This window comes from Mycolicibacterium sp. TUM20985 (assembly GCF_030295745.1).
GTDB lineage: Bacteria > Actinomycetota > Actinomycetes > Mycobacteriales > Mycobacteriaceae > Mycobacterium.
This window is the reverse complement of sequence record NZ_AP027291.1, coordinates 1,090,485-1,115,170: the sequence shown is the minus strand read 5'-3', so window position 1 is coordinate 1,115,170 and position 24,686 is coordinate 1,090,485. Positions and strand designations below refer to the sequence as shown.

Sequence of the window (24,686 nt, the reverse complement as noted above, 5' to 3'; positions counted from 1 at the left end):
AAGGATGTGGTTGCCCGTGGGTTCCCTGCGCGGCCCCGTACCGACGGGCGCGGTTGGGATAGGCCTTCAGACCCGGCCCCTCTCGTTGCTGCTGGTCGAAGACGACCGTGGCGACGCCCTGCTCGTCGAGGAGTTGGTCGCCGACGCCGACATCGACATCGACATGGCCTGGGCCCCCTCGATGGCCGAGGCGGAACGCGAACTGCGCCGACGTCGGCCCGACTGCGTACTGCTCGACCTCAACCTGCCCGACGCGAATGGGATCGTCGCGCTCGATCGCATCACCAAATGTGATCCGGACATTCCGATCGTCGTGCTCACCGGGCTGAACGATGAACACTTCGGGACCTCGGCGATGGCGTCCGGCGCGCAGGACTACCTGGTAAAGGGTCGGGTCGACGCCGATGTCCTGCGCAGAGCGCTGCTCTACGCGATCGAGCGCAAGAAGACCGAGCTCACGTCGGCGGATCTGCGTTCCAGCGAACTTCGAGCGCAGGAGAACGCGCGCCTGGAGCGCGGGCTGCTGCCCTCGCCCCTGCTACTCGACGACCCCGGCGTCGAGATCGTGGCCAAGTACCGTCCGAGCCGGGAGAACGCCCTCCTCGGCGGCGACTTCTACGACTTCGTCCAGACACCGGACCGCACCGTGCACGTCATGGTCGGCGACGTCTCGGGGCACGGACCCGACGAGGCGGCCCTCGGCGTCGCGTTGCGCATCGGCTGGCGGGCACTCACGTTTGCCGGCCTGCGCGGTAGCGAACGCATGCAGCAGCTCGAGCGGATCCTGCGCGCCGAGAGCCCCGGCAGCGCGATCTTCGCGACGGTGCTGAGCATCGCCCTGTCCCCCGATGACCTCAGCTTCACCGTGGTCCGCGCCGGACATCCCGGGATGCTGTTGCACGGCCCTGGTTCGGCGGCCTGGTTGGAACCACCGTCGGGACCCGCCCTTGGCATCGGCGGCAAGCGGTGGCCGGTCAGCGAGTGCGAGCTACCGCCGGGGCACGGTCTGCTGCTGCTGACGGACGGACTGTTCGAGGGGCACGCCGGCGCCGGCAACGAACGGCTTGGCGAGGAGGGCCTCCTCCGGCTGGCCCGCGCGCGGGCGGAGTTGCCGGGTGAGGCGTTCGTGGATGCGCTGATCGACGGCGCCGAGGAACTGGCTGCACTGCACGGCGGGCTCTCCGATGACGTCGCAGTCGTACGCGTGGAACGGGCCGAGCGGTGATCGAGGCGCCCGAATCCCGCCGCTCCTCCCCCCTGACCGTGCAGGGTTGGCAGACCCTGGTGCTCTCGATCGTGGGCCTCCTCGTGCTCGGCGCGGGGATCACCGGTGCGCTGCTGCTGCATCGGTATGACCAGGTGTCCCATCAGTTGATCGACGAGGTGCAGCCGTCGCGCTCGGCGGCGTACCGACTGCAGGCCGCGCTGCGGGACCAGGAGACGGCGATCCGGGGATATGCGATATCGGCCGATCGTCAATTCCTCGACCCGTACTACGCCGGCCAGCAAGCCGAAGCCGCTGCCGTAGAGGACATCAGGCAACGAGCCGGCGGCCGCGACGCGCTGATCGGCGATCTCGACGCGATCGAGCGGGCCGCCGCCGCCTGGCGCGCATCGTTCGCCGAACCGGTCATCGCCAGCATCGAACCCAACCGACCGGCCATGCTCGATGGCGGTGTCGCCGACCGCGGCAAGACCGAATTCGACCGCATCCGAGCACTTTTCGACACCCAGAACGACCATCTCACCGAAGCCCGTGAGGCAGGTATCCGGAATCTGGACGACATCCGCTGGTCGCGCAACGTCGTGCTCGGTGCCATCGTCGCGGTCCTGGTGGCGACGGCGATCGCCCTGGCCCTCGTGATGCGCAATGCGGTCACCCGCCCGCTGGCCGCGCTCGCGGCGTCGTGTCGACGCATCACCGAGGGTGACTTCACGGCGAAGATCGAGGCGCAGGGGCCGAAGGACATCCGCGCGATCGCCGTCGACGTCGAGGACATGCGGCAGCGCATCGTGGCCGAACTCGACGCATCCCGTTCGGCCGAGACACGATTGGACGAGCAGGCCATCGAGTTACGCCGGTCCAACGCCGAGCTCGAGCAGTTCGCCTACGTCGCGTCTCACGACCTGCAGGAACCTCTGCGGAAGGTGACGTCGTTCTGCCAGCTGCTGGAGAAGCGGTACGGCGACAAGCTCGACGAACGCGGCATCGAGTACATCGGCTTCGCCGTCGACGGCGCCAAGCGGATGCAGGTACTCATCAACGATCTGCTGACGTTCTCGCGGGTGGGCCGGCTCAACTCGGCGCAGGCCGAGGTCGACGTCGACACCGGGTTGAACGACGCGCTGGAGAACCTGGCCTTGGCGATCGAGGAGACCGGCGCCGAGATCGTCCGTCCCCCCGAGCCGTTGCCGCGGGTCGTCGGGGATAACACCCTGCTCGCCATGCTGTGGCAGAACCTGATCGGCAACGCGATGAAGTTCCACCGCGAGGGTGTGGCGCCGCGTCTGCTGATCGAGTGCGGCCGGGAGGATGAGAGCGGCCGGTTCCTGTTCACGCTCTCCGACAACGGCATCGGCATTGCGCCGGAGTTCGTCGACAAGGTGTTCATCATCTTCCAGCGTCTGCACGGGCGCGACTCCTACGGCGGAACCGGCATCGGTCTGGCACTGTGCAAGAAGATCGTCGAGCATCACGGCGGCACCATCTGGATCGACACGACCTACACCGACGGAACCCGTTTCGTCTTCACCCTGCCCATTCCCGCGCCGATGGCCGAATCGGCGACGCGCACGACCCTGGAAGGAACATCCGAATGACACCTGCTGGTCGCCCGATCGACGTGCTATTGGTGGAGGACGACCCTGGTGACGAGCTCATCACGCGAGAGGCCTTCGAGCACAACAAGATCAAGAACAACCTGCACGTGGCGCACGACGGGGAGGAAGGTCTGGACTTCCTGTACCGACGCGGTGCCTACGAGAATGCGCCGACACCGGACCTGATCCTGCTCGACCTCAACCTGCCGAAGTACGACGGCAGGCAGCTGCTCGAGACCATCAAGTCCGATCCTGCGCTGAACCACATCCCGGTCGTCGTGCTCACCACCTCCTCCGCCGAGGAGGACATCCTTCGCAGTTACAAGCTGCACGCCAACGCCTATGTCACCAAACCCGTGGATCTCGACCAGTTCATGAACGCGGTCCGCCAGATCGACGAGTTCTTCGTCCAGGTGGTGCGACTCCCTCAGGGCTGAAGCCATTTGCCGGTGCGGTGGGGTGAAGCTCGGCAACTGTGGGTACCGTCACACCCATGAAGCTGATCTCGCCGACCGACTCGATGTTCCTCATCGGCGAATCTCGGGAACATCCGATGCACGTCGCGGGCCTTCAGCTCTTCGAGCCACCCGAGGGGGCGAGCCCCGACTTCGTCCGCGACCTCTACGAGACGATCAGCAAGAACGACGACTTCCAGCCCACGTTCCGCAAGCACCCGGGCAGGTTGCTCGGCGGCATCTCGAACCTCGCCTGGGCGACCGACGACGACGTCGACATCGACTACCACCTACGCCGTTCCGCCCTGCCCCGGCCCGGCCGGGTGCGTGATCTGCTCGAGTTGGTATCGCGATTGCACGGCACCCTGCTCGACCGGCACCGGCCGCTGTGGGAGGCAAGCCTCGTCGAGGGGCTCGGCGACGGCCGCTTCGCGGTGTACACCAAGATCCATCACTCGCTGCTCGACGGTGTGAGCGCTCAGCGCCTGATCATCCGGTCCATGACCGCAGACCCCGACGACCGCGAGACCCGGGTGCCGTGGACGCTCGGGCCGAAACAGCGGAGCCAGGAGCGCAGCGGTGGACGGTCCACGGTCGGGACCCTCACCGACACCGTCGCAGCGTTGGCGGCACTGGGGCCCTCCGCGCTGTCCATCGCCAGGGCGGCGTTGGTGGAGCAGCAGCTGACGCTCCCCTTCCGGGCACCGAAGACGATGTTCAACGTTCCCATCGGTGGAGCCCGCCGCGCGGCCGCGCAGTCGTGGCCGTTGGCGCGGTTCAAGGCGGTCAAGAACGCCGCTGCAGGTGGTGTGACGGTCAACGACGTCGTGCTGGCGATGTGCGCCGGCGCCCTGCGGGCATATCTCCTCGAGCAGGACGCCCTACCGGACACGCCGCTCGTCGCCATGGTGCCGGTGAGCCTGCGGTCCGACGACGAGCAGGATGCCGGCGGAAACATGGTCGGGACCATCCTCTGCAACCTCGCGACCGACATCGAGGACCCCGCGAAGCGGCTGGATGCGATCAACATGTCGATGCGCGACAACAAGAAGGTCTTCGCCGATCTTCCCAAGGCCCAGGCGCTCGCACTGTCGGCATTCCTGGTGTCGGGTATCGCGCTGGGTCTGGTGCCCGGATTCGTCTCGACGGCCCCGCCGCCGTTCAACATCGTCATCTCGAACGTTCCCGGGGCGCGAGAGCCCATGTACTGGAACGGCGCCCGTCTCGACGGCAACTACCCCCTGTCCATCGCGCTCGACGGGCAGGCGCTCAACATCACGATGACCAACAACGCCGACAACCTGGACTTCGGCCTCGTCGGGTGTCGACGCAGCGTTCCGCATCTGCAGCGGCTGCTGATTCACCTCGAGGACGCGCTCACCGACCTCGAGAAGGCCGTCGCAGTCTGACGGCTCAGTACTTGCCGAACACCAGCACCACGTTGTGCCCACCGAAGGCGAAGGTGTCGCTCACCGCGTAGCGGTAATCCGACCGTCGTGGTCCGTCGGTGACCACGTCCAGATCGATCCGCTCGTCGAGTTGCTTCAGGTTCAGGGTCGGGGCCACGATCCCGTCGCGTAGCGCCTGCACCGTGAGAATCGCCTCGATGGCGCCCGCGGATCCAAAGGTGTTGCCCAACGCGGCCTTCGGGGCATAGACCGCTGGGCGGTGGGTACCGAAGGCCTTGCCAAGGGCGGTGGCCTCGACGAGATCGCCGGCCACGGTGCCCGACGCGTGCGCGTTGACGAGGTCGATGTCCCCGGGCGTCAGGCCGGCGACTTCGATGGCGCGGACCAGGGCGTGGGTCTCCTGTTCGGCCCCGGGGTCGGAGGCCATCACGTCGTAGCCGTCGGAGGTGGTGGCCGCACCGAGCATCCGGGCCAGGATGCGCGCACCCCTTGCCTTCGCGTGGGCCTCGGTCTCCATGATCAGCAGCGCACCGCCCTCACCGAAGACCATCCCGTCGCGGTTGCGGTCGAACGGACGGCAGGCGCCGACCGGATCGTCGTTATCGGCCGACATCACGCCCTCGATCTGGGAGTACGCCGCGATGGGCACGCCCTCGATCGGTGATTCGACGGCACCGCAGATCACCACGTCGGCGTCACCGAAGGCGATCTGCTGCCAGGCCTGGGCGATCGCACCGGCGCCGGTGGCGTCGGCCATCATCGGCGCCTGCACACCGCCACGGGCCGCCCGGTCGAGGCCGATGGCCGCCGCGGGGCCGTTCGGCATGAACATCTGGACTGCCAGCGGTGACACCGCCTTGAGGCCACGGTTCCGCATCTCGAGATAACCGAGGATCATCTCCTCGCCGTTGCCGAAGCCGGCGCCGACCGAGACGGCGAGCCGGGTGGGGTCCATATCGGGTGATCCGCAGTCGGCCCATGCGCGGCGACCGAGTACCACGGCCATCTTCTGTAGGTACGACAGGCGCCGTAGCTCGACCCGGGTCAGTTCGGCGTCGAAGCCCTCGCGGAGCTGACCGCCGATCGTGACCGGCAGATCGAGGTCCTCCAGATAGGGTCCCGAGAGCCGGCGGATACCGCTGGCACCCTCGAGAAGCGACGCCCAGGTCTGTTCGGCATCGCTTGCGAGCGCATTCGTCATCGCGAACCCCGTGATGACCACGTCGGGTAGGTCGCCCAGCATGTGAACCCCGCTTTCGAGTGTGGAGACGATTCTCTCGTCTGCACTCGTGACGTCACACAGGGGGACCCCCGTGCACGCCCGGGGGTCGATCAGCCCGGCAGTCCCTGCATTTCCACCGGCAGCGGCGCCGGGCCCTTGATGCTGGGCTCCGCCAGCGGAATCGGCGGGGTGCTCGGTGCGGTGGTGACGGTGCTCGTGGTGCCCGTCAACATCTCGGAATCAGCGGCGGCGCCGGGGGCGGCTTGGGCGATGGTCGTTACGACGATCCCGACGGTGACCATGGCTCCGCCTGCAATGGCGGCGAACGTCCTTGTGCTACTTGAGTTCATGTGAGGGTGCTCCTTCTCCAACGTCGATTGGTCCGACGTTGTGTTCGACCACGAGAAGGCGCGATTTATTCCGGCAGAGGTTGGGGTGCGGGCGGCGTCACCACACGCGAACCCAGTCGACGAGCATGTCCGCCGGGTACGTTCCCCCGGCGGGATCGCCGCCACCGGAGCCCGCCACCGCGAGGTTGAGCATCGGCGTCAGCTGGTAGCCGGGGTCGTTGAACGGCCAGTCCTCCAGCGAGTTGGCGGGCACCGCGAAGTAGGGCTCCGCGCCATCGACGTAGTCGCGCCAGAAGTACATGCCCGCGTCGTTCCAGGTGCAGCGCCAGACGTGCCACGCGCTGTCCACGTCGAACGGCTGGGTCGCGAAGGACGTCCCGTCCAGTCGGGCGTGAACGGTCGTTCCCGACGGCCAGTTGCCGTTCCCGTACCACTCGACGAGGTCGACCTCACCGCCGCGCACGGGATCGTCGTTGAGCAGCCACCAGGCGGGCCAGCAGCCCAGTGTCAGGCAGTCGAACTTGACCCGCGCCTCCCAGGTGAGGTTGATGCCGCCTCGCCAGTTGCCCGTGAGTTTGCCTCCGAAGTACTTGCCGTTCTCCTTCGTCGCCCGGATGACCAGGTTCGACTTGCCGTCGAGGAAGACGTTTCGGCGATCGTTGCGGTACTGGCCCATGTTCTCGGGGCGGTCCCAGAACACCGGGTTCTTGATCGTCTCGCGCGCCGCGGAGATGATCCACTTCGACGGATCGGGAGCCGATCCCGCCGGGCCGTCGAACTCGTCGTGGAAGAGGAAGGTGGGCGGCGTCGTCGTCTGGGGCGGCGGCGCCAGCGGAGGTGTCCACGTTCCCGGGGGCAGCGCGCCGGCCAACGGCGCGGGGACGGCTGCGGCGAGTAGGCCGAGCCCGGACATGAACAGGAGGTTACGGCGATCCATCTCTAGCACATCGACACATTAAGGCCCCGGCGACGAATCTTGGCGTTTGGCGCGACGGTGTCTCGTCCGGGGAATGCAGCGGGCCGTATTTCCTCGACGCCCGGGAGGCTCGCGTGCAACCTGCGCGAAGCGTGCGACAGTGGCCCGATGACGGGAACCGTCGCCGTGATCGGGGCAGGCCCGGGAGGCCTGGTCGCCGCGCGGTGGCTGTTGTCGCAGGGTTTCGAGCCGACGATCTTCGAACGGAGTGCCGTCCTAGGCGGCCAGTGGGCGGGACTCCCCGGCCGAAGCGGCGTCTGGCCGGGCATGCACACCAACACCAGTCGGGTCCTGACGGCCTTCAGCGACGTCGAGCCCACCAGCCCCGAGGTCTTCCCGTCGAGCCGTGACGTCCTCGCCGATCTCCACCGGTACGCCGACACGTTCGGCCTGGTGAAGCGGACCGAGTTCGACACCGACGTCGAGCACCTCGGGCGGGACGAGGGCCGTTGGGTGGTGCGCCACGGCGGCCACGAGCGCCGCTTCGACCGGGTCGTGGTGGCCAGTGGCAGGTTTCACGACGCCGCGATCCCGCCCGTGGCGGGCTTGGACTCGTTCGGTGGATCGGCGGGGGTAAGCACCACCTACGCCTACCGCGGACCGGATTCTCAACGCGGGCAACGGATTTTGGTCGCCGGCTGCGCGGTCAGCGCGCTCGAGGTGGCGTCCGAACTGGCCCAGCAGGGCGCCAACGTCGTCGTCACCCAGCGGCGCCAGCGCTACGTGCTGCCGAAGTTCGCCGCCGGGGTTCCGTCCGACCACCGGATCTTCACGCGCTACGGAGTCCTCGTCGCGGAGTCCCTGCCGACCGCGGAGGTCGACCACCAATTGAAGGAGATCGTCGTCGAGGCCGGCGGTAGCCCGGAGCAGTACGGCGCACCTGTCCCCGACCCGTCCCTGTTCGCCGCCGGTGTCACGCTCAGCCAGCAGTTCCTGCCCTTGATCGCCGAGGGCCGAATCACGGTGCGGCCCTGGATGTCCGGAATCTCTGGGCGGACCGTGACACCTTCCACCCCGACCTCCCCGGCCTGGCTTCATGGGGATGTGGGATCAATCCGGCGGGTACTTCGTTCCACTGGAGTTGCAGGCCCGGTGGATCGCCTACGCGTGGGGCGGTGCGAGTCCGGCGCCCACCGACGCCGAGCAACGTCGGGCCGTGGACGCCTACCGCGCCACCATTGGTCGCTGGTGCAGGCGGCCACGTCCGCGTAGCCGGTCCACCGGGGGATCGGCAGCCCGATCCCGTCCGCCTCCCGGGTTGGCGAGACTACGGTGGGCTCGCAGCACCGAACGAAGGAGAGCCACCACCCATGACCGTGACCGTCGGGATCGGACCGGTCAGCTTCGGCGACGTCATCGCGGTCGCCCGGGAGGACGCCCAGGTGGTGCTCGGCGAGGAATCCGCGGCAGCAATCCACACCAGCCGCCTGGCGATCGAGGCGCTCGCCGGACAACCCGAGCCGGTGTACGGCGTCTCGACCGGGTTCGGCGCCCTGGCGACGCGACACATTCCGCAGGAGAGCCGCACCCAGCTGCAGCGCAGCCTGATCCGCTCGCACGCGGCGGGCTCGGGCCCGGAGGTCGAGCGCGAAGTCATCCGCGCGATGATGCTGTTGCGTCTCTCCACGCTGGCCACCGGACGCACCGGCGTCCGGCTGGATACCGCGCAGGCCTACGCCGGCCTGCTGTCGACGGGGCTGACACCGGTGGTCCACGAATACGGCAGCCTCGGCTGTTCCGGCGACCTGGCGCCCCTGGCCCATGTGGCGCTGTCGGTGATGGGCGAGGGTTACGTCCGGACCCGCACCGGTGAGATCACCCCGTCCGCACGCGCGCTGGCCGAGCACGGCCTGTCCCCCGTCATCCTCGCCGAGAAGGAGGGCCTCGCGCTGATCAACGGCACCGACGGGATGCTCGGGCAGCTGATCCTCGCGCTGACCGACCTCGACGACCTGCTGCGCCTCGCCGACGTCGCGGCCGCCATGAGCGTCGAAGGTCAACTCGGCACCGACCGCGTCTTCGCCGCCGACCTGCAGGAACTACGGCCGCACCCGGGCCAGGCCGCCGCCGCCGCGAACATGACGCGACTGCTCGCCGGCTCCGCGATCATCGCCAGCCACCAGACCCCCGACTGCACGCGAGTACAGGATGCCTACTCCCTGCGCTGCGCACCGCAGGTCGCCGGCGCCGTCAGGGACACCGCGGCACACGCACGCACGGTCGCCGAGCGGGAACTGGCCAGCGTGATCGACAACCCGGTGGTCACCCACGACGGCCGCGTCGAGTCCAACGGCAACTTCCACGGCGCACCCGTCGCGTACGTGCTCGACTTCCTGGCGATCGTGGCGGCCGATCTGGCCGGGATCAGCGAGCGACGCACCGACCGGTTCCTGGACGTCAACCGCAGCCACGGCCTGCCCCCGTTCCTCGCCCACGACCCCGGCGTAGACAGCGGCCACATGATCGCCCAATACACGCAGGCGGGTATCGTCTCCGAGCTCAAGCGGCTGGCGAACCCGGCGAGCTCGGACTCCATTCCGTCGTCGGCCATGCAGGAGGATCACGTCTCCATGGGGTGGTCGTCGGCGCGCAAGTTGCGCCGCGCAATCGACGGGCTGACGACGGTGTTGGCGATCGAAGTACTGACCGCCGCAAGGGGTTTGGACATGCGTCGACCGTTGACGCCGTCGCCCGCCACCGGCGCCGTGATCGGCGCGTTGCGGGAACGCGTCGAGGGACCGGGCCCGGACCGCTTCCTGGCCCCCGAGATCGCCGCCGCCGTCGGGCTAGCGCGCTCCGGCGCGCTGGTCCGAGCCGCCGAACGCGTCGTCGGACCCCTGACCTAGACGATCGGAATGCCATGACCTCCAACACCTCCCAATCCCGCACCGTGCGTGCCGCCCGAGGCACGCAACTCTCGTGCAAGGGCTGGCAACAGGAAGCCGCGTTGCGGATGCTGATGAACAACCTCGATCCCGAGGTCGCCGAACATCCCGAGGATCTCGTGGTCTACGGCGGGACGGGTCGCGCCGCCAGGAGCTGGGAGGCGTTCGACGCGATCGTGGCCACGCTGCGCAGCCTGGAGGACGACGAGACGATGCTGGTGCAGTCGGGCAAGCCCGTCGGCGTCTTCCGGACCCACCCGTGGGCGCCGCGGGTCTTGATCGCGAACTCCAATCTGGTTGGAGACTGGGCCAATTGGGAGCACTTTCGCGAACTCGAAGCGGCCGGGCTGATGATGTACGGCCAAATGACGGCGGGTTCGTGGATCTACATCGGCACCCAGGGGATCCTGCAGGGCACCTACGAGACGTTCGGCGCCGTGGCGAAGAAGCGATTCGGCGGCACCCTGGCGGGCACCATCACGCTGACCGGTGGCGTCGGCGGCATGGGCGGCGCGCAACCGCTGGCCGTGACGATGAACGACGGTGTCGCGATTTGCGTGGACTGCGACCAGACCCGGATCGACCGCCGCATCGAGCAGCGCTACCTCGACGTGGCCGCCGACTCGATCGACGACGCGCTGCGGTTGGCGGTCGAGGCGCGGGATGCCAAGCGCCCGTTGTCGATCGGATTGCTCGGCAACGCCGCCGAGGTGGTCCCCGAGTTGCTCGAGCGCGGCGCGCCGATGGACATCGTCACCGACCAGACCTCGGCCCACGACCCCCTGTCGTACCTCCCGCTCGGGGTCGCGTTCGAGGACATGAAGAAGATGGCCGACAAGGACCCCGGGTACTTCACCGAGCAGGCCGAGGCATCGATGGCCAAACAGGTTGCCGCGATGGTCGGGTTCCAGGACAAGGGTGCCGAAGTGTTCGACTACGGCAACTCGATCCGCGACGAGGCCCGCAAGGCGGGCTACGCGCGGGCCTTCGACTTCCCGGGTTTCGTGCCCGCCTACATCCGCCCGCAGTTCGAGGAGGGGCTGGGTCCGTTCCGCTGGGTGGCCCTCTCGGGCGACGCCAAGGACATCGAGGCCACCGACCGTGCCATTCTCGAACTCTTCCCGGACAACGACCACCTGCGCCGCTGGATCACCTTGGCCGGGGAAAGGGTCGCCTACCAGGGCCTGCCCGCCCGCATCTGCTGGCTCGGCTATGGCGAGAGGCACCGTGCGGGACTGCGATTCAACGAGATGGTCGCCTCCGGCGAGTTGTCCGCACCGATCGTCATCGGCCGCGATCACTTGGACTCCGGTTCGGTGGCCTCCCCCTACCGAGAGACCGAGGCGATGGCCGACGGCTCGGACGCGGTCGCCGACTGGCCGCTGCTCAATGCCCTCGTGAACACGGCATCCGGAGCGTCATGGGTGTCGATCCATCACGGCGGTGGCGTCGGCATGGGTCGCTCGATCCATGCCGGGCAAGTGTGCGTCGCCGACGGAACCGCGCTCGCCGCAGAGAAACTCGAACGCGTCCTGACCAACGACCCAGGGATGGGCGTCATCCGTCACGTGGACGCCGGTTACGAGCACGCCACCCGGATCGCCGCCGAACGCGGCGTCCGGATACCCATGCAGGATCGGGCGTGAAGACCTTCGACTCGCTGTGGGGTTCCATCCTCGACGTCGGCCGCGATCCACTCAGCGGCGGATACCGTAGGTTCGCCTGGACCACAGCGGATCTCACCCTGCGCGAATGGTTCACCGGCGAGGCCGAGCATCGAGGCATGACCGTCGAAGAGGACCGCAACGGCAACCTGTGGGCGTGGTGGATGCCCGACGGCTGGGTCGGTGACCCCAGGGGCGCCTTCGTCACCGGCTCGCATCTGGACTCGGTGCCCGACGGGGGCGCGTACGACGGGCCACTCGGCATCGTGTCGGCCTTCGCCGCCGTCGACCTGCTCGTGGCCCGGGGCGTGCGCCCTCGCATCCCGGTGGCCGTGACGGCCTTCGTGGACGAAGAGGGCGCCCGGTTCGGCGTCGCGTGCATTGGGTCCCAACTGTCCACGGGCGCACTGACTCCCGAACGTGCGCTGAACCTGAGCGACGGGGACGGCACCACGTTGGCCGATGCGCTGCTGGCCGTCGGCCGCGACCCCGGCCACCTCGGCGCCGACGACCGGCTCGCCGAGCGCGTGGGCGTTTACGTGGAGTTGCACGTCGAGCAGGGCCGCGCCCTCGACCTGGTCGACCGGCCGATCGCCGTCGCCTCGTCCATCTGGCCACACGGCCGCTGGCAGTTCACCTTCGACGGTGAGGCCAACCATGCGGGAACCACGCGTCTCGTCGATCGGCGCGATCCGATGCTGACCTTCGCCTCTGCCGTGCACGCCGCGCGCGCCCGGGCCACCTCGCATTCGGCGGTGGCGACCTTCGGCAAGGTGCGGGTCACGCCCAACGGATCCAATGCGGTCCCGTCGCAGGTGCAGGCCTGGCTCGACGCCCGGGCCGCCGACGAGACCACGTTGGCGGCGTTGGTGGCGGCCATCACCGCGGACGCCACCGATTGCGCCGCCGACGATCGCACCGAGCTGATCGTGCAGACCGAATCCGTCTCTCCGGCAGTGCTCTTCCCCGACGCCCCGCGGCTGAGGGTGCTACGTGCGCTCGCCGCCCTCGGCGACGTTCCCGTCCTCCCCACCCAGGCCGGCCACGACGCCGGCATCCTGTCGACCACGGTCCCCACCGCGATGCTGTTCGTGCGCAACCCCACCGGCATCTCCCACTCGCCGGACGAATACGCCGAGATCGACGACTGCCGACGCGGTGCAGAGGCACTCGCCGACGTGATGGCCGAGTGGGTCGGCGGATGAGTGCCGCCCCCGCGACCTGGTGGTGCGAACATGCTTGGTTCGGCGGGGATTCCGTTGCCTCGGGCGTCCTCATCACGGTGGTCGACGGCACCATCGCGACGGTCGAACCCGACCGCCCACGCGGGGAGGGGCACCGCCTGCCAGGCCTGGTGCTGCCCGGACTCGCCAACGCCCATTCGCACGCCTTCCACCGCGCGCTGAGATCGCGGACCCAGCGCGACCGCGGCTCGTTCTGGACCTGGCGTCAGCTGATGTACGAGGTGGCCGACCGGCTGACCCCCGACCTCTACCGCGCGCTGGCCCGCGCCGTGTACGCCGAGATGGCGCTGACCGGGATCACGGCCGTCGGCGAATTCCACTATCTGCACCACGACACCGGCGGAAGACCCTACGCGGACCCCAACGAGATGGGTCACGCGCTGATCGCCGCCGCCGCCGACGCCGGGATCCGGCTCACGCTGCTGGACACGTGCTACCTCAGCGCCGACGTCGACGGCACCCCGCTCGCCGACGGCCCGCAACGGCGGTTCGGTGACGGCAACGGCGAGCGGTGGGCTGGGCGCGTCGATGCCCTCCACCACCAGGCCGCCGGGTGGGACCACGTGATGATCGGCGCAGCAATACATTCGGTGCGCGCCGTGGGGGTCGACGACATGTCGTCGGTGGTGGCGTGGGCCACTGCCGCGTCGGCACCGCTGCACATTCACTCATCCGAGCAGACGGCGGAGGTCGAGCGGTGCATGGCCGTTCACGGCTGCACCCCCACCCGGCTGATGCGCGACCGCGGCGTGCTGGGCCCACGCACCACCGCGGTACACGCCACCCACCTGACCGCGGCCGACATCGCCGACCTCGACGACAGCGGTACCGGAGTCTGCTTCTGCCCCACGACCGAGCGCGATCTCGGTGACGGTGTCGGGCCCGCGCCCGAGCTGTTGGCAGGACCGGGGCCGTTCAGCCTCGGCTCGGACAGCCACGCCGTGATCGACCTGTTCGAGGAGGCGCGCGCCGTGGAACTCGACGAGCGACTCGTGCGCCGCGAGCGGGGTGTCATCCCGGCCCCCCGGTTGCTCGAATCGGCCACCCGTGATGGCCATTCGGCGCTCGGGTGGGCCGGGGCCGGTGAGTTGCGCGTCGGTGCGCGGGCCGATCTGGTCGCCGTCGACCTGAACTCCATCCGTACCGCAGGCGGCGGGCCGACGGTGGAGAACGCCGTCTTCGCCGCGACGGCGGCAGACGTGACCGACGTCGTGGTCGACGGCCGCGTCGTGGTCGAAGACCGCCGCCACCGCCTGGTGGCCGATCCCGGACGCGCACTGGCCGAAGCCATCTCGGCAGTGGTGGGGGCACCGTGAGCGTGCTGTACTCCGGGATCGGCGAGCTGGTCACCAACGACGCCACCGTCGGTGACGGGTCCCCCCTCGGCATCCTCGTGGATGCGGCGGTCGTCGTGGCCGACGGGCACGTGGCATGGGTCGGCGCCGACGCCGACGCGCCCGCCGCCGACACCCGGGTCGACTTCGCCGGGGGCAGCGTGCTGCCGGGATTCGTCGACAGCCACGCCCATCTGGTCTTCGCCGGTGACCGGTCCGCGGAGTTCGCCGCGCGGATGAGCGGACGCCCCTACGACGGCGGCGGTATCGCCACCACCGTCGAGGCGACCAGGAACGCCAGCGACACCGCGCTGGCCGACAACCTCGACGGGCTCGCGAACGAACTCCTCGCCGGTGGGGTCACGACGTTCGAGACCAAGAGCGGCTACGGCCTCGACGTCGACCACGAACGGCGATCGCTCGCGGTCGCCCAACGGTTCACCCTCGAGACGACATTCCTCGGAGCCCACGTGGTGCCGCCCGAATACCGCAGCGCCCGAGACGATTACGTCCGCCTGGTGGCAGGTGAGATGCTGACCGCATGCCGACCCTTGGCGCGGTGGATCGACGTGTTCTGCGACCGCGGGGCCTTCGACGTCGACGAGACGCGGTTCATCCTCGAGGCGGGCATCGCGGCGGGACTCGCGCCCCGTCTGCACGCCTCGCAACTCGGGCCGGGCAAGGGCATCCAACTCGGGGTCGACCTGGGCGCGGCGTCGGTCGACCACTGCACCCACGCCACCGCCGCCGACATCGAGGCGTTGGCGGCCGCGGCAGGCAGCACGGTCGCCACCCTTCTGCCCGGGGCCGAATTCTCTACGCGTGCAAACTGGCCCGACGCCCGGCGCTTCCTCGACACCGGAGTCACCGTGGCGATCGCGACCGACTGCAACCCTGGCAGCTCCTTCACCACCAGCATGGCGTTCTGCATCGCGGTGGCTGTCCGCGACATGGGCTTCACACCGGCGGAGGCAGTGTGGTCGGCGACCGCGGGCGGTGCCGCCGCACTGCGACGCGGCGACGTCGGCACCCTCGCCGTCGGCAAGCGGGCCGACTTCATCCGCCTCGACGCGCCGTCCTACGTCCACCTCGCCTACCGGCCGGGGGTCCCGCTCGTACGCGACGTCATCGTGGAGGGAAGAGTCGTGGCGGGACGTCATGTCCGGTCAACCGAATCGAAGGGCTCACCATGACGGGTCGGACCATCATCATCACCGGCGCGAGCGACGGTATCGGCGCGGCCGCGGCGAAGCGGCTGAGCCGCAGCGGCGAACGCGTCGTGGTCGTCGGACGCTCCCCGCAGAAGACCGCTGCGGTCGCCGCAGGCGTCGGCGGCGACCACTTCGTGGCGGACTTCGCCGAGCTCGCCCAGGTCCGCGCACTGGCGGACCAGCTCCTGACGCGTTACCCACGCATCGACGTACTGGCCAACAACGCCGGCGTCATCGCGAAGGAGCGCCGGGTCACGGTCGATGGCCACGAGAAGGTCTTCCAGGTCAATCACCTGGCCCCGTTCCTGCTGACGACATTGCTGTTGGAACGGCTCGTCGAATCCCGAGCCAGCGTCCTGAACACCTCGAGCGTGGGCAACAAGCTCTTCGGGCACGTCGACATCGACGACCTCGACGGGGAACGGAACTACCGTCCGCAGAAGGCCTACGGCGACTCGAAACTGGAGAACATCCTGTTCACCAGGGAGCTCCACCGCCGGTATCACGCGAAGGGCATCTCCACGGCCGCCTTCCATCCGGGCAACGTCGCCTCGAACTTCGGCGCCGACTCGGAGTCGCGACTCCTGCGCCTCCTCTACCACTCGCCACTGCGGCATCTCGCGCTGGTCTCTCCGGAACGGGGATCCGACCTTCTGGTCTGGCTGGCCTCGGCCACGCCGGGGAACGACTGGACCTCCGGTGAGTACTACTCCGGACACGCCATCCAGAGGGCTAACGAACAGGCCTACGATCCCGAACTGGCGCGCGAACTCTGGGACCGCAGTGCCGCTATGGTCGCCACCACACCCCAAGGAGCAGACTCGTGACCGACACCTCCGTCACCGTCGTCGACGCCGGCCCGAATGAGGTGAGCCGCTCGGTCATCGTGCACGCACCCGCGGCGGAGCTCTTCGCCATCGCCGCGGACCCGCGCCGCCACCACGAGCTGGACGGCTCCGGCACGGTGGGCGCCAATCATGCGGCGCCGCCGAAACTCGTTGCCGGTGCTCGGTTCTCGACCAAGATGAAGATGTTCGGGGTGCCCTACCGCATCACCAGCGTCGTCACCGCGCTCAAGCCCGACGAACTCATCGAGTGGCGCCATCCGGTCGGGCACCGCTGGCGGTGGGAGTTCGCCGCGCTCACACCGACCACCACCAGGGTCACCGAGACGTTCGACTTCTCCGACACGGGGGCCGTCAAGGAGGCGTTGAAGTACTACCGCCGAACGGGTTTCGTGACGAGCAACGCCAAGGGCATCGAGGCCACGCTGACACGACTGCGCGACCGCTACTCTCACGGCGGCCCGTAGAGGTTCCCCCGCCGGATGTCCGCGCGGCACTCGACCCGCGTCTGCCCCGTCTGCTGGACGCAGACACGGACCTGATCCTCGATCCCGGCAGGGTAGACCTGTTCACCGGGCGCGGGGGTGACGGTCGGGGACGGCACCACACCCGACACCAGCGACCACATTTCGTCGTTGCTCGGGGGCAGGCGGGCGCAGTACGCCTTCTGACCGGTCTCGGAAACCCCGGCAGCCCCGAGCACCTGACAGTCCGCTCCCACGAGCACGACGGGGACGGCGGGCACGGCCGGAGCAGGCTGGGCGACGACCCCGGTCTGATGACGCGCGAGGAGGATGCCCCCGACGACACCACCGACGAGCAGCAGTCCGACGACGACCGCCAAGGCGACACCCCGCCGCGACATCCGGGTCTTCGAAGCCGACGCGCGGTGGCGTGCGGAGGACGCCGGGGCGAGCATCGTGTCGCCGACGTCGGCATCGAGGTCACCATCGAGGTGCAGCGCGAGTGCGTCGGCGAACTCGGTGCACGAGCCGTAGCGATCCCCTGGCGACTTCGCCAGCGCCCTGGACAGCACCGGGCCCAGACCGGAGAGCTCGGGTTTGCGGTCCGCGATCGCCGGCGGCGGGGCACTCACGTGCTGGCTGATGACGACGGCGGGGTTTCGGTCCAGATACAGGTGCTGGCCGGTTAGTAGTTCGAAAGCCGTTGCTGCAAGCGAGTATTGGTCAGCGCGCCCGTCGAGCGTCAGGCCCATCAGCTGTTCGGGAGCGGCGTAGGCGACGGTACCGACGGCCATGTTGGTCTCGGTCAGCCCGCTGGAGTCGTCGATCCGCCGCGCAATGCCGAAGTCGGCGAGCAGCACCCGCCAACCGCCCGCGTCCTGCGGGGCCAGCAGGATGTTGGCGGGCTTGACGTCGCGGTGCAGCAGCTGGCGTTGGTGGGCATAGTCCAGCGCGCCGGCGACCGCGCCGATGATCCGCACCACGTCGGCGGGGGGCAGCCCGTTGCGGTACGGCTGCTCCAGCAGCATTTGGCCGGCGTCGGTGCCCTCCACGTAGTCCATCGCGATCCACAACCGGCCCTCGTCCTCGCCGCGATCGTGGACGGTGACGATGTTCGCGTGCCACAGCCCCGCGGCGTTCTGCGCCTCGCGGTTGAACCGCTCGCGATACTCCGCATCGGTCGACACGTTGAGGGCCATCACCTTCAGCGCGTCGCGGCGCGGCAACCGCGGATGCTCGGCGAGGTACACCTCACCCATGGCGCCCGCGCCGAGCAACCGGGTGATCGCGTATCCGGCGAACGTCTCCCCCGTGGCTAGTGGCATGCGAGGCATCCTACTGAGGCGGGCCCGCACGCCTAGGGAACGGCGCGGGGGTCAGCTCGTCGGCGCGGTGAGGTCGTACACGGTGTGCTTCCCCACGGAGATCGGCGCGAAGTTGGCGGCGACCCACGCGGTGATGTCGGCGTGCGCCCGCCGGTCGCCGAAGCCGCCCACCCGGGGGCCGTGCACCGGGGCGACGTAGTAGCTGATGCGATGGTTGGCGACGTCCTGCTCGAACTCGCCGAGCGTCGGCGCAGGATCGATGCCGCCGAAGCCCCCGATCGCCATCACGGCGGTGTTGGTCGCCAGCTCGAGTTCAGCTGCGGCCGACGATCTTTCGATGGCTGCCGACCAGTCGGTGTGCGTGTCGCGGAGCATGACGTCGAGTTGCGGGTCGTCCGCGTCGTGACCGAAGCCGCCCAAGCGATGGGCGCCGGGACGCGCGGGCCCGACCATGGCCATTCCGCCGCCGTGGGACTGCCCGAGGGTGGCCACCGAATACGCGGCCGGACCCAGTACCGCGCCGACCAGTCCGGCCACCAGCGCCGCACCCGCGACGCGGCGGCCCTGGTTCAGCAGCAGGCACGCCGACGCGGCGACCGTGACCGCCAGCGCGACCCACCGCAGTGCCGGAAGCCACTCGGCGTTGCGCCCGAGGATCCACCAGCTCCACGAGCCGGTACCGAGGATCAGCGCCGCGAGGCCACCGCGCCCGAACCAGGTGTCGCGGCGGCCCCACATCTCGTGCACCCCAATGGCGAGCATGCCGCAGACCGCGGGCACGAACGAGAGGCAGTAGTAGGGGTGCGCCATCGTCTTCATGAAGCTGAGCACCAGCCCGTCGACCAGCATCCAGCCGCCGAACAGGACGGCCCCCGCCCGGGCGAGGTCCGTGCGAGGGGCGCGTCCGCGGGCGATGACGACGAGCACGAACGCGAGCAGCGCGGCGGGCAGTAGCCAGCCGATCTCGAATCCGAACTCGCCGGTGAACAATCGCGTCAGGCCCTGCGCGTCACCGCCGACCGCGGCATCGGGCCGAAACACATTGTGGTTCCTGCCGAGAACGCGGGCGAACCCGTTGTAGCCCAGGACCAGGTTCATGAAGTTGTCGTCCGTCGAACCGGCGATGTAGGGCCGCGACGACGCCGGCCACAGCAGGGTCAGCAGGACGTACCAGCCCGCGGACAGGAGGAACGCGACGGCGGACCCGAGAAGGTGCAGCAGGCGCTTGCGGACCGTCGTCGGCGCGGCAATGAGGTAGACGAAGCCGATCGCCGGCAGGACCATGATGCCCTCGAGCATCTTGGCCAGGAACGCGAAGCCCAGCGCGACGCCCGCCAGCGTGATCCAGCGCCAGTCGGCGCGCTCCAGCGCCCGCACCGTGCAGTAGCCGGCGGCCATCATCAGCAGCACCATCACCGCGTCGGGATTGTCGTAGCGGAACATCATCGCGGCGACGGGAGTCAGGGCGAGGGCGCCGCCGGCCAGCAACGCCGCGTTCGGTCCGCTGATCCGGCGGACCGCACCGTAGAGCAGGGCCACCGTGGCAACCCCCATCAGCGCCTCGGGCACCAGGATGCTGGCGCTGCCGAAGCCGAAGATCTGCCCGGACAAGCCCATCACCCACTGCGATACGGGCGGCTTGTCGACGGTGATGAAGTTCTGCGCGTCCAGCGAGCCGAAGAGCAGGGCCTCCCAGTCCTTCGAACCAGCTTGCGCGGCGGCCGCGTAGAAATCGTTGCCCATCCCGTTCACGGTGATGTTCCACAGGTAGGTGACCAACGTGGCGATCAACAGCACACCGAAGCCAATGCGGTCCCAGGTCCGACGGGCCAACCGGCGCCCTCGCGTCGGTTCGACGGTGTCGTCGCTGCCCGGGATCGGCAATTCCAATGTCGTTGTCACACCACCAGTTAGGCAGCCTCATCGTCGACGAAGCTGTGAGCCAGGGGTGAGACACCTGGGATGCGCGCAATTGCATGCGAGATGGGTGAATCGAAACTTCGCGCGCGGCGTGCGCCATACACTCGCACCATCAGAGCAAACGGGCTCAATGAGGAGCGTAAACCGATGACGATGACCGAACCGGACGTCCAGGCCAGCACATCCTTCCAGGAGGACGTGGCCGCCACGCAGCGGTACTTAGACAGTCCGCGCTTCGAGGGGATCGTCCGCCTCTACACGGCGCGTCAGGTCGCCGAGCAGCGCGGCACGATACCCAACGACTACCCGGTGGCGCGCGAGGCGGCCGCGGCCTTCTACGCCCGGCTGCGAGAACTGGCGTCGGCGCAGAAGAGCATCACCACGTTCGGGCCGTACTCGCCAGGGCAGGCCGTGACGATCAAGCGGATGGGCATCGAGGGCATCTACCTCGGCGGGTGGGCGACGTCGGCGAAGGGTTCGATCAGCGAGGATCCCGGACCCGACCTCGCCAGCTATCCGCTGAGCCAGGTTCCAGACGAGGCCGCCGGGCTGGTGCGCGCGCTGCTGACCGCCGACCGCAACCAGCAGTACCTGCGCCTGAAGATGACCGCCGAGCAGCGTGCGGCAGCGCCCGAGTACGACTTCCGGCCGTTCATCATCGCCGACGCCGACACCGGGCATGGTGGAGATCCGCACGTGCGCAACCTGATTCGTCGCTTCGTCGAGGCGGGCGTGCCCGGCTACCACATCGAGGACCAGCGCCCAGGCACCAAGAAGTGCGGGCACCAGGGCGGCAAGGTGCTCGTGCCGTCCGATGAACAAATCAAGCGCCTCAACACCGCGCGCTTCCAGCTCGACATCATGCGCGTGCCCGGCATCATCGTCGCGCGGACCGATGCCGAGGCCGCCAACCTCATCGACAGCCGGGCCGACGAGCGGGACCAGCCCTTCCTTCTCGGGGCGACGAACCTGAAGGTTCCGCCCTACAAGGCGTGCTTCCTGGCCCTGATGCGCAGCTTCCACCAACAGGGGGTCACCGACCTGCGCGGCCACCTGCTCTACGCGCTGCCCGATGGGGAGTATGCGGCCGCCGACGCGTGGTTGGAACGCCAGGGCATCGCCACGCTCGTCACCGAGGCGGCGGCGTCATGGAAAGCGGGTGAGCAGGAGGGCCAGCTCAACTCGGTCGACGATCTGTTCGACACGGTCGAGTCGCGGTTCGTGGAGGCCTGGCAGGCCGACGCAGGCATGGAGACCTACGGCGAGGCGGTGGCCGAGATGGTCGCCTTCCGGGAGCGCGAGGGCGAGCCGCTGGCGATGACGCCCGCTCAGTGGCGCGAGTTCGCCAAGGGGGCGTCGCTGTATGCAGCGCGCGAGAAGGCACGGGAGCTTGGAGTCGACGTGCCCTGGGACTGCGAACGGGCCAAGACCCCGGAGGGCTACTACCAGGTCCGCGGCGGTATCCCGTACGCCATCGCGAAGTCGTTGGCGGCCGCACCGTTCGCCGACATCCTCTGGATGGAGACCAAGACCGCCGACCTCGCCGACGCCAGGGAGTTCGCGAAGGCCATCCGCGCCGTCTACCCCGACAAGATGATGGCCTACAACCTGTCCCCCTCGTTCAACTGGGACACCACCGGCATGACCGACGATCAGATGCGGGCCTTCCCCGAGGAGATCGGCAAGATGGGGTTCGTCTTCAACTTCATGACCTACGGCGGTCATCAGATCGACGGCGTCGCCGCCGAGGAGTTCGCGACCGCGCTGCGCCAGGACGGCATGCTGGCGCTCGCCCGCCTGCAACGCAAGATGCGCCTGGTGGAGTCGCCCTACCGGACCCCGCAGACGCTGGTCGGCGGGCCGCGCAGCGACGCGGCACTGGCTGCGTCGTCGGGGCGCACCGCCACCACCAAGTCGATGGGCAAGGGCTCGACGCAGAGCCAGCACCTGGTCCAGACCGAGGTGCCCAAGAAGCTGCTCGAGGAGTGGCTGGCGCTGTGGGGTGAGCACTATCAGCTCGGCGAGACGCTGCGCGTGCAGCTGCGACCGCGGCGGGCGGGCGGCGAAGTGCTCGAGCTCGGCATCTACGGCGTCCGCGACGATGACGAGGAACTGCTCGCCAACGTGCTCGTCGACCCCATCAAGGACCGGTACGGCCGCAGCATCCTCACGGTGCGCGACCAGAACACCTTCGCCGAGGCGCTGCGGCAGAAGCGGCTGATGACCCTGGTGCACCTGTGGTTGGTGCACCGCTTCAAGGCCGAGGCGGTCTACTACGTGACGCCCACCGAGGACAACGTCTATCAGACCGAGAAGATGAAGTCTCACGGGATCTTCAGCAACGTGCACGAGGACGTCGGTGAGATCGTCGTGGCGGACGTGAACCAGACGCGCATCGACGAGCTGCTGGCCCCCGACCGCGAGGCGCTGATGCGGCTGATCCGCAAGGAGGACTAGGACTAGCTCCCACTCGCGATTTCGGCGCGGAAACGTTCGGTGAGCGAACGTCTCCGCGCCGAAGTCCGTGACGACGTCGGCGGTTCATAGCAACTTCACAGGCGGAGCTTGGGCGCTCATTACTTCGCGCGCGCATCGTGGAGTCATGATTACTTCGCTGGTAGCCCTCGCGGCGGGACTCGGTGCGGTGGTCGTCGCGGAACTGCACTGGCAGCGGGCGATCAACTCCGCCACGGCCGCCGGCCTCGTCAGCCGGCCCACCGGCGAGGTGACTTCCGTACCGTAGGCGGCATGAAGTATCTCGAGTTCGACGGACTTGGACCGGTCAGCCGGATCGGCCTCGGCACGTGGCAGTTCGGCGCCAAGGAATGGGGTTACGGCGACGCGTACGCCGCAGGGCCGGCCCGCGACATCGTGGCCCGCGCCCGCAGCCTCGGCGTCACCCTGTTCGATACGGCAGAGGTGTACGGCTTCGGCAAGAGCGAGCGCATCCTGGGCGAGGCGCTCGGCGACGAACGGGCCGACGTCGTGGTGGCGAGCAAGGTCTTCCCCGTCGCGCCGTTCCCGCCGGTGATCAGGCGGCGCGCGCAGGCCAGCGCCCATCGGCTGCAACTCGACCGGATCCCCCTCTATCAGATTCACCAGGCGAATCCACTGGTGCCCGATTCGGTGATCATGCCGGGGATGCGCAGCCTCCTCGACGACGGTCTGATCGGTGCGGCTGGTGTCTCGAACTACTCACTCGACCGGTGGCGCAAGGCCGACGCCGCGCTCGGCAGGCCGGTGATCAGCAACCAGGTGCACTTCTCGCTGGCTCACCCCCAGCCACTCGACGACCTGGTGCCGTTCGCCGAACGCGAGAATCGGATGGTGATCGCGTACAGCCCACTGGCGCAAGGACTCCTGGGCGGCAAGTACGGCGTCGACAACCGTCCGGGCGGTGTCCGCGGGACCAATCCGCTGTTCGGCGTGGAGAACCTCCAACGGGTCGAACCGCTACTGAAGACCCTGCGTGAGGTCGCGGCCGAGGTCGACGCCAAACCCGCCCAGGTGGCCCTGGCCTGGCTGATCAGCCTGCCGGGTGTCGTCGCCATTCCGGGCGCCTCCAGCGTCGAACAGCTCGAGTTCAACGTGGCCGCAGGCGACCTCGACCTCGGCGCGGATGCCGTCGATGCGCTGACCGCGGCCGCCCGCGCCTTCCACCCGGTGTCGATCGCGCGCTTCGCCGCGGACACGATCCGCGAAAGGGTCGGTCGTCACCTACCGTCGGGCAGATAGGTGCGCTGGGCCCATTGGAATGCCTGCCACCCGGCGACCTCGTCGAATTCGGCGTGCACCCGCCGGGCCGACTCGGCGCTGATCGGGCGGGCCCCCTTCGCCTTCACCTGAACCTCGGCGCAGCGTTCCATCAACAGGAAGTAGCCGACCGCCGAGTCGGTCGTCGTTCCGACCGTGAGCAGTCCGTGGTTGCGCAGGATCACGCCGCGCGCCTCCCCGATCGCCGCCGCGATCCGCTTGCCGCCATCGGTGGAGGAGACGCTCACCTCCTCGTCGTCGAAGATCTCGTGATCGTCGAAGAACGCGCACGCCTCCTGTGAGATCGGTTCGAGCTTCGTGACGGTCGCCGAGAATGGCGTGCCGTACGGCGTGTGACAGTGAGCGGCCGATACCAGCCCGGGAAGGGCCTCGTGCACCGGCGCGTGGATGTAGTACGCGGCCATGTTGATGTGGCCACCGCCCTCCACCGTGCCGTCGGCCCGCACCAGCACCAGATCGTCGACGGTCATCTGTCGGAACGGCACACCGTAACGGCCCAGCCAGAAGCAGTCGGGCCGCTCGGGATCGCGCGCCGAGATGTGCCCGTCGCCGAGCGCACCCCAGCCCATGGCGCCAAAGAGTCGGTAGGCCAAGGCAAGTCGTCGCCGTCGGTGGGCCCGCAGCTCGGCGACGTCGGTGATGGGTGGCTCGAAGGCCGCGGGGTCGAGGAACCCAGGATCGTTCACCGACACCCTCCTAGCCTGCATACCCACTCGCAGATGACCCTAGATCCCTCGGCTGATCGCCGCACAGTCGGAGCCGCGGCGATCGTTGCGATGATTAACCAC

21 protein-coding genes are annotated in these 24,686 nt (G+C 68.8%); 15 read left to right on the top strand and 6 right to left on the bottom strand.

Annotated features, from left to right (window positions below; translation table 11 throughout):
* Positions 1–4: 4 nt before the first annotated feature.
* Genes QUE68_RS05455 through QUE68_RS05440 form a run of 4 tightly spaced genes read left to right on the top strand, consistent with a single transcriptional unit; the run spans position 5 to position 4,684 of the window.
* Complete coding sequence (locus QUE68_RS05455; RefSeq protein WP_454786422.1) at positions 5–1,225, top strand: PP2C family protein-serine/threonine phosphatase; 1,221 nt, start codon at positions 5–7, stop codon at positions 1,223–1,225.
* The gene (locus QUE68_RS05450) at positions 1,222–2,820 is read left to right on the top strand and encodes a sensor histidine kinase (RefSeq protein ID WP_284232965.1); all 1,599 of its coding nucleotides are present in this window, start codon (positions 1,222–1,224) and stop codon (positions 2,818–2,820) included. Before QUE68_RS05455 ends, QUE68_RS05450 begins: the two co-directional genes overlap by 4 nt.
* Complete coding sequence (locus QUE68_RS05445; RefSeq protein WP_284232963.1) at positions 2,817–3,257, top strand: response regulator; 441 nt, start codon at positions 2,817–2,819, stop codon at positions 3,255–3,257. The genes QUE68_RS05450 and QUE68_RS05445 overlap by 4 nt, the downstream gene beginning before the upstream one ends.
* A 56-nt stretch (positions 3,258–3,313) precedes the next feature.
* Positions 3,314–4,684 (top strand): WS/DGAT/MGAT family O-acyltransferase, encoded by a 1,371-nt coding sequence (locus QUE68_RS05440; protein ID WP_284232961.1) that lies wholly within the window; start codon positions 3,314–3,316, stop codon positions 4,682–4,684.
* 4 nt (positions 4,685–4,688) lie between these two features.
* Here QUE68_RS05440 and QUE68_RS05435 read toward each other — a convergent pair whose 3' ends face one another.
* The 3 genes from QUE68_RS05435 to QUE68_RS05425 form a co-directional block, all read right to left on the bottom strand.
* Positions 4,689–5,927, bottom strand: a complete 1,239-nt coding sequence (locus tag QUE68_RS05435) for a KasA/KasB family beta-ketoacyl-ACP synthase (protein WP_284232959.1) — start codon at positions 5,925–5,927, stop codon at positions 4,689–4,691.
* An 89-nt stretch (positions 5,928–6,016) separates the two neighbouring features.
* Entirely contained in the window at positions 6,017–6,256 is a 240-nt protein-coding gene (locus tag QUE68_RS05430) for a hypothetical protein (protein ID WP_284232957.1), read from the bottom strand.
* 97 nt (positions 6,257–6,353) lie between these two features.
* Complete coding sequence (locus tag QUE68_RS05425) at positions 6,354–7,193, bottom strand: glycoside hydrolase family 16 protein (protein ID WP_284232956.1); 840 nt, start codon at positions 7,191–7,193, stop codon at positions 6,354–6,356.
* A gap of 147 nt (positions 7,194–7,340) precedes the next feature.
* Between QUE68_RS05425 and QUE68_RS05420 the strand changes: the two genes are divergently transcribed.
* The 8 genes from QUE68_RS05420 (at position 7,341) to QUE68_RS05385 (ending at position 16,882) form a co-directional block, all read left to right on the top strand.
* The gene (locus QUE68_RS05420; RefSeq protein WP_284232954.1) at positions 7,341–8,444 is read left to right on the top strand and encodes a flavin-containing monooxygenase; all 1,104 of its coding nucleotides are present in this window, start codon (positions 7,341–7,343) and stop codon (positions 8,442–8,444) included.
* Between the two features lie 98 nt (positions 8,445–8,542).
* Positions 8,543–10,078 carry a histidine ammonia-lyase gene (hutH, locus tag QUE68_RS05415; RefSeq protein ID WP_284232952.1) on the top strand — a complete coding sequence of 512 codons (1,536 nt, stop codon included), beginning with the start codon at positions 8,543–8,545 and terminating at the stop codon, positions 10,076–10,078.
* A gap of 14 nt (positions 10,079–10,092) precedes the next feature.
* Complete coding sequence (gene hutU, locus QUE68_RS05410; RefSeq protein ID WP_286275249.1) at positions 10,093–11,763, top strand: urocanate hydratase; 1,671 nt, start codon at positions 10,093–10,095, stop codon at positions 11,761–11,763.
* On the top strand, positions 11,760–12,986 hold the full coding sequence (locus tag QUE68_RS05405; protein ID WP_286275247.1) for an allantoate amidohydrolase: 1,227 nt from the start codon (positions 11,760–11,762) through the stop codon (positions 12,984–12,986). The genes hutU and QUE68_RS05405 overlap by 4 nt, the downstream gene beginning before the upstream one ends.
* Positions 12,983–14,341 carry a formimidoylglutamate deiminase gene (locus tag QUE68_RS05400; RefSeq protein WP_286275245.1) on the top strand — a complete coding sequence of 453 codons (1,359 nt, stop codon included), beginning with the start codon at positions 12,983–12,985 and terminating at the stop codon, positions 14,339–14,341. Before QUE68_RS05405 ends, QUE68_RS05400 begins: the two co-directional genes overlap by 4 nt.
* Positions 14,338–15,552, top strand: coding sequence for an imidazolonepropionase (gene hutI / locus QUE68_RS05395; RefSeq protein WP_286275244.1), 1,215 nt, complete (start codon positions 14,338–14,340; stop codon positions 15,550–15,552). Before QUE68_RS05400 ends, hutI begins: the two co-directional genes overlap by 4 nt.
* Positions 15,549–16,397, top strand: coding sequence for an SDR family NAD(P)-dependent oxidoreductase (locus tag QUE68_RS05390; protein WP_286275243.1), 849 nt, complete (start codon positions 15,549–15,551; stop codon positions 16,395–16,397). The genes hutI and QUE68_RS05390 overlap by 4 nt, the downstream gene beginning before the upstream one ends.
* A complete protein-coding gene (locus tag QUE68_RS05385; RefSeq protein WP_284232945.1) occupies positions 16,394–16,882 on the top strand; it encodes an SRPBCC family protein in 489 nt (162 codons plus the stop codon). Before QUE68_RS05390 ends, QUE68_RS05385 begins: the two co-directional genes overlap by 4 nt.
* On the opposite strand, the gene QUE68_RS05380 is transcribed toward QUE68_RS05385, so the two are convergent.
* Positions 16,867–18,204 (bottom strand): serine/threonine-protein kinase, encoded by a 1,338-nt coding sequence (locus tag QUE68_RS05380; RefSeq protein ID WP_286275242.1) that lies wholly within the window; start codon positions 18,202–18,204, stop codon positions 16,867–16,869. The two genes, QUE68_RS05385 and QUE68_RS05380, sit on opposite strands and share 16 nt — an antisense overlap.
* Positions 18,205–18,255: 51 nt before the next feature.
* Positions 18,256–20,106 (bottom strand): ArnT family glycosyltransferase, encoded by a 1,851-nt coding sequence (locus QUE68_RS05375; protein ID WP_286275241.1) that lies wholly within the window; start codon positions 20,104–20,106, stop codon positions 18,256–18,258.
* A 165-nt stretch (positions 20,107–20,271) separates the two neighbouring features.
* Between QUE68_RS05375 and aceA the strand changes: the two genes are divergently transcribed.
* The 3 genes from aceA to QUE68_RS05360 all read left to right on the top strand — a co-directional run bounded on the left by aceA (position 20,272) and on the right by QUE68_RS05360 (position 23,859).
* On the top strand, positions 20,272–22,581 hold the full coding sequence (aceA, locus tag QUE68_RS05370; protein ID WP_286275240.1) for an isocitrate lyase ICL2: 2,310 nt from the start codon (positions 20,272–20,274) through the stop codon (positions 22,579–22,581).
* Between the two features lie 145 nt (positions 22,582–22,726).
* Positions 22,727–22,867: a hypothetical protein gene (locus tag QUE68_RS05365; RefSeq protein ID WP_286275239.1), complete on the top strand. Its 141-nt coding sequence runs from the start codon at positions 22,727–22,729 to the stop codon at positions 22,865–22,867.
* A gap of 5 nt (positions 22,868–22,872) precedes the next feature.
* Positions 22,873–23,859, top strand: a complete 987-nt coding sequence (locus tag QUE68_RS05360; protein WP_286275238.1) for an aldo/keto reductase — start codon at positions 22,873–22,875, stop codon at positions 23,857–23,859.
* Here the strand turns inward: QUE68_RS05360 and QUE68_RS05355 are convergent.
* Positions 23,838–24,584, bottom strand: a complete 747-nt coding sequence (locus QUE68_RS05355; protein ID WP_286275237.1) for a class II aldolase/adducin family protein — start codon at positions 24,582–24,584, stop codon at positions 23,838–23,840. The two genes, QUE68_RS05360 and QUE68_RS05355, sit on opposite strands and share 22 nt — an antisense overlap.
* Between the last annotated feature and the right edge of the window lie 102 nt (positions 24,585–24,686).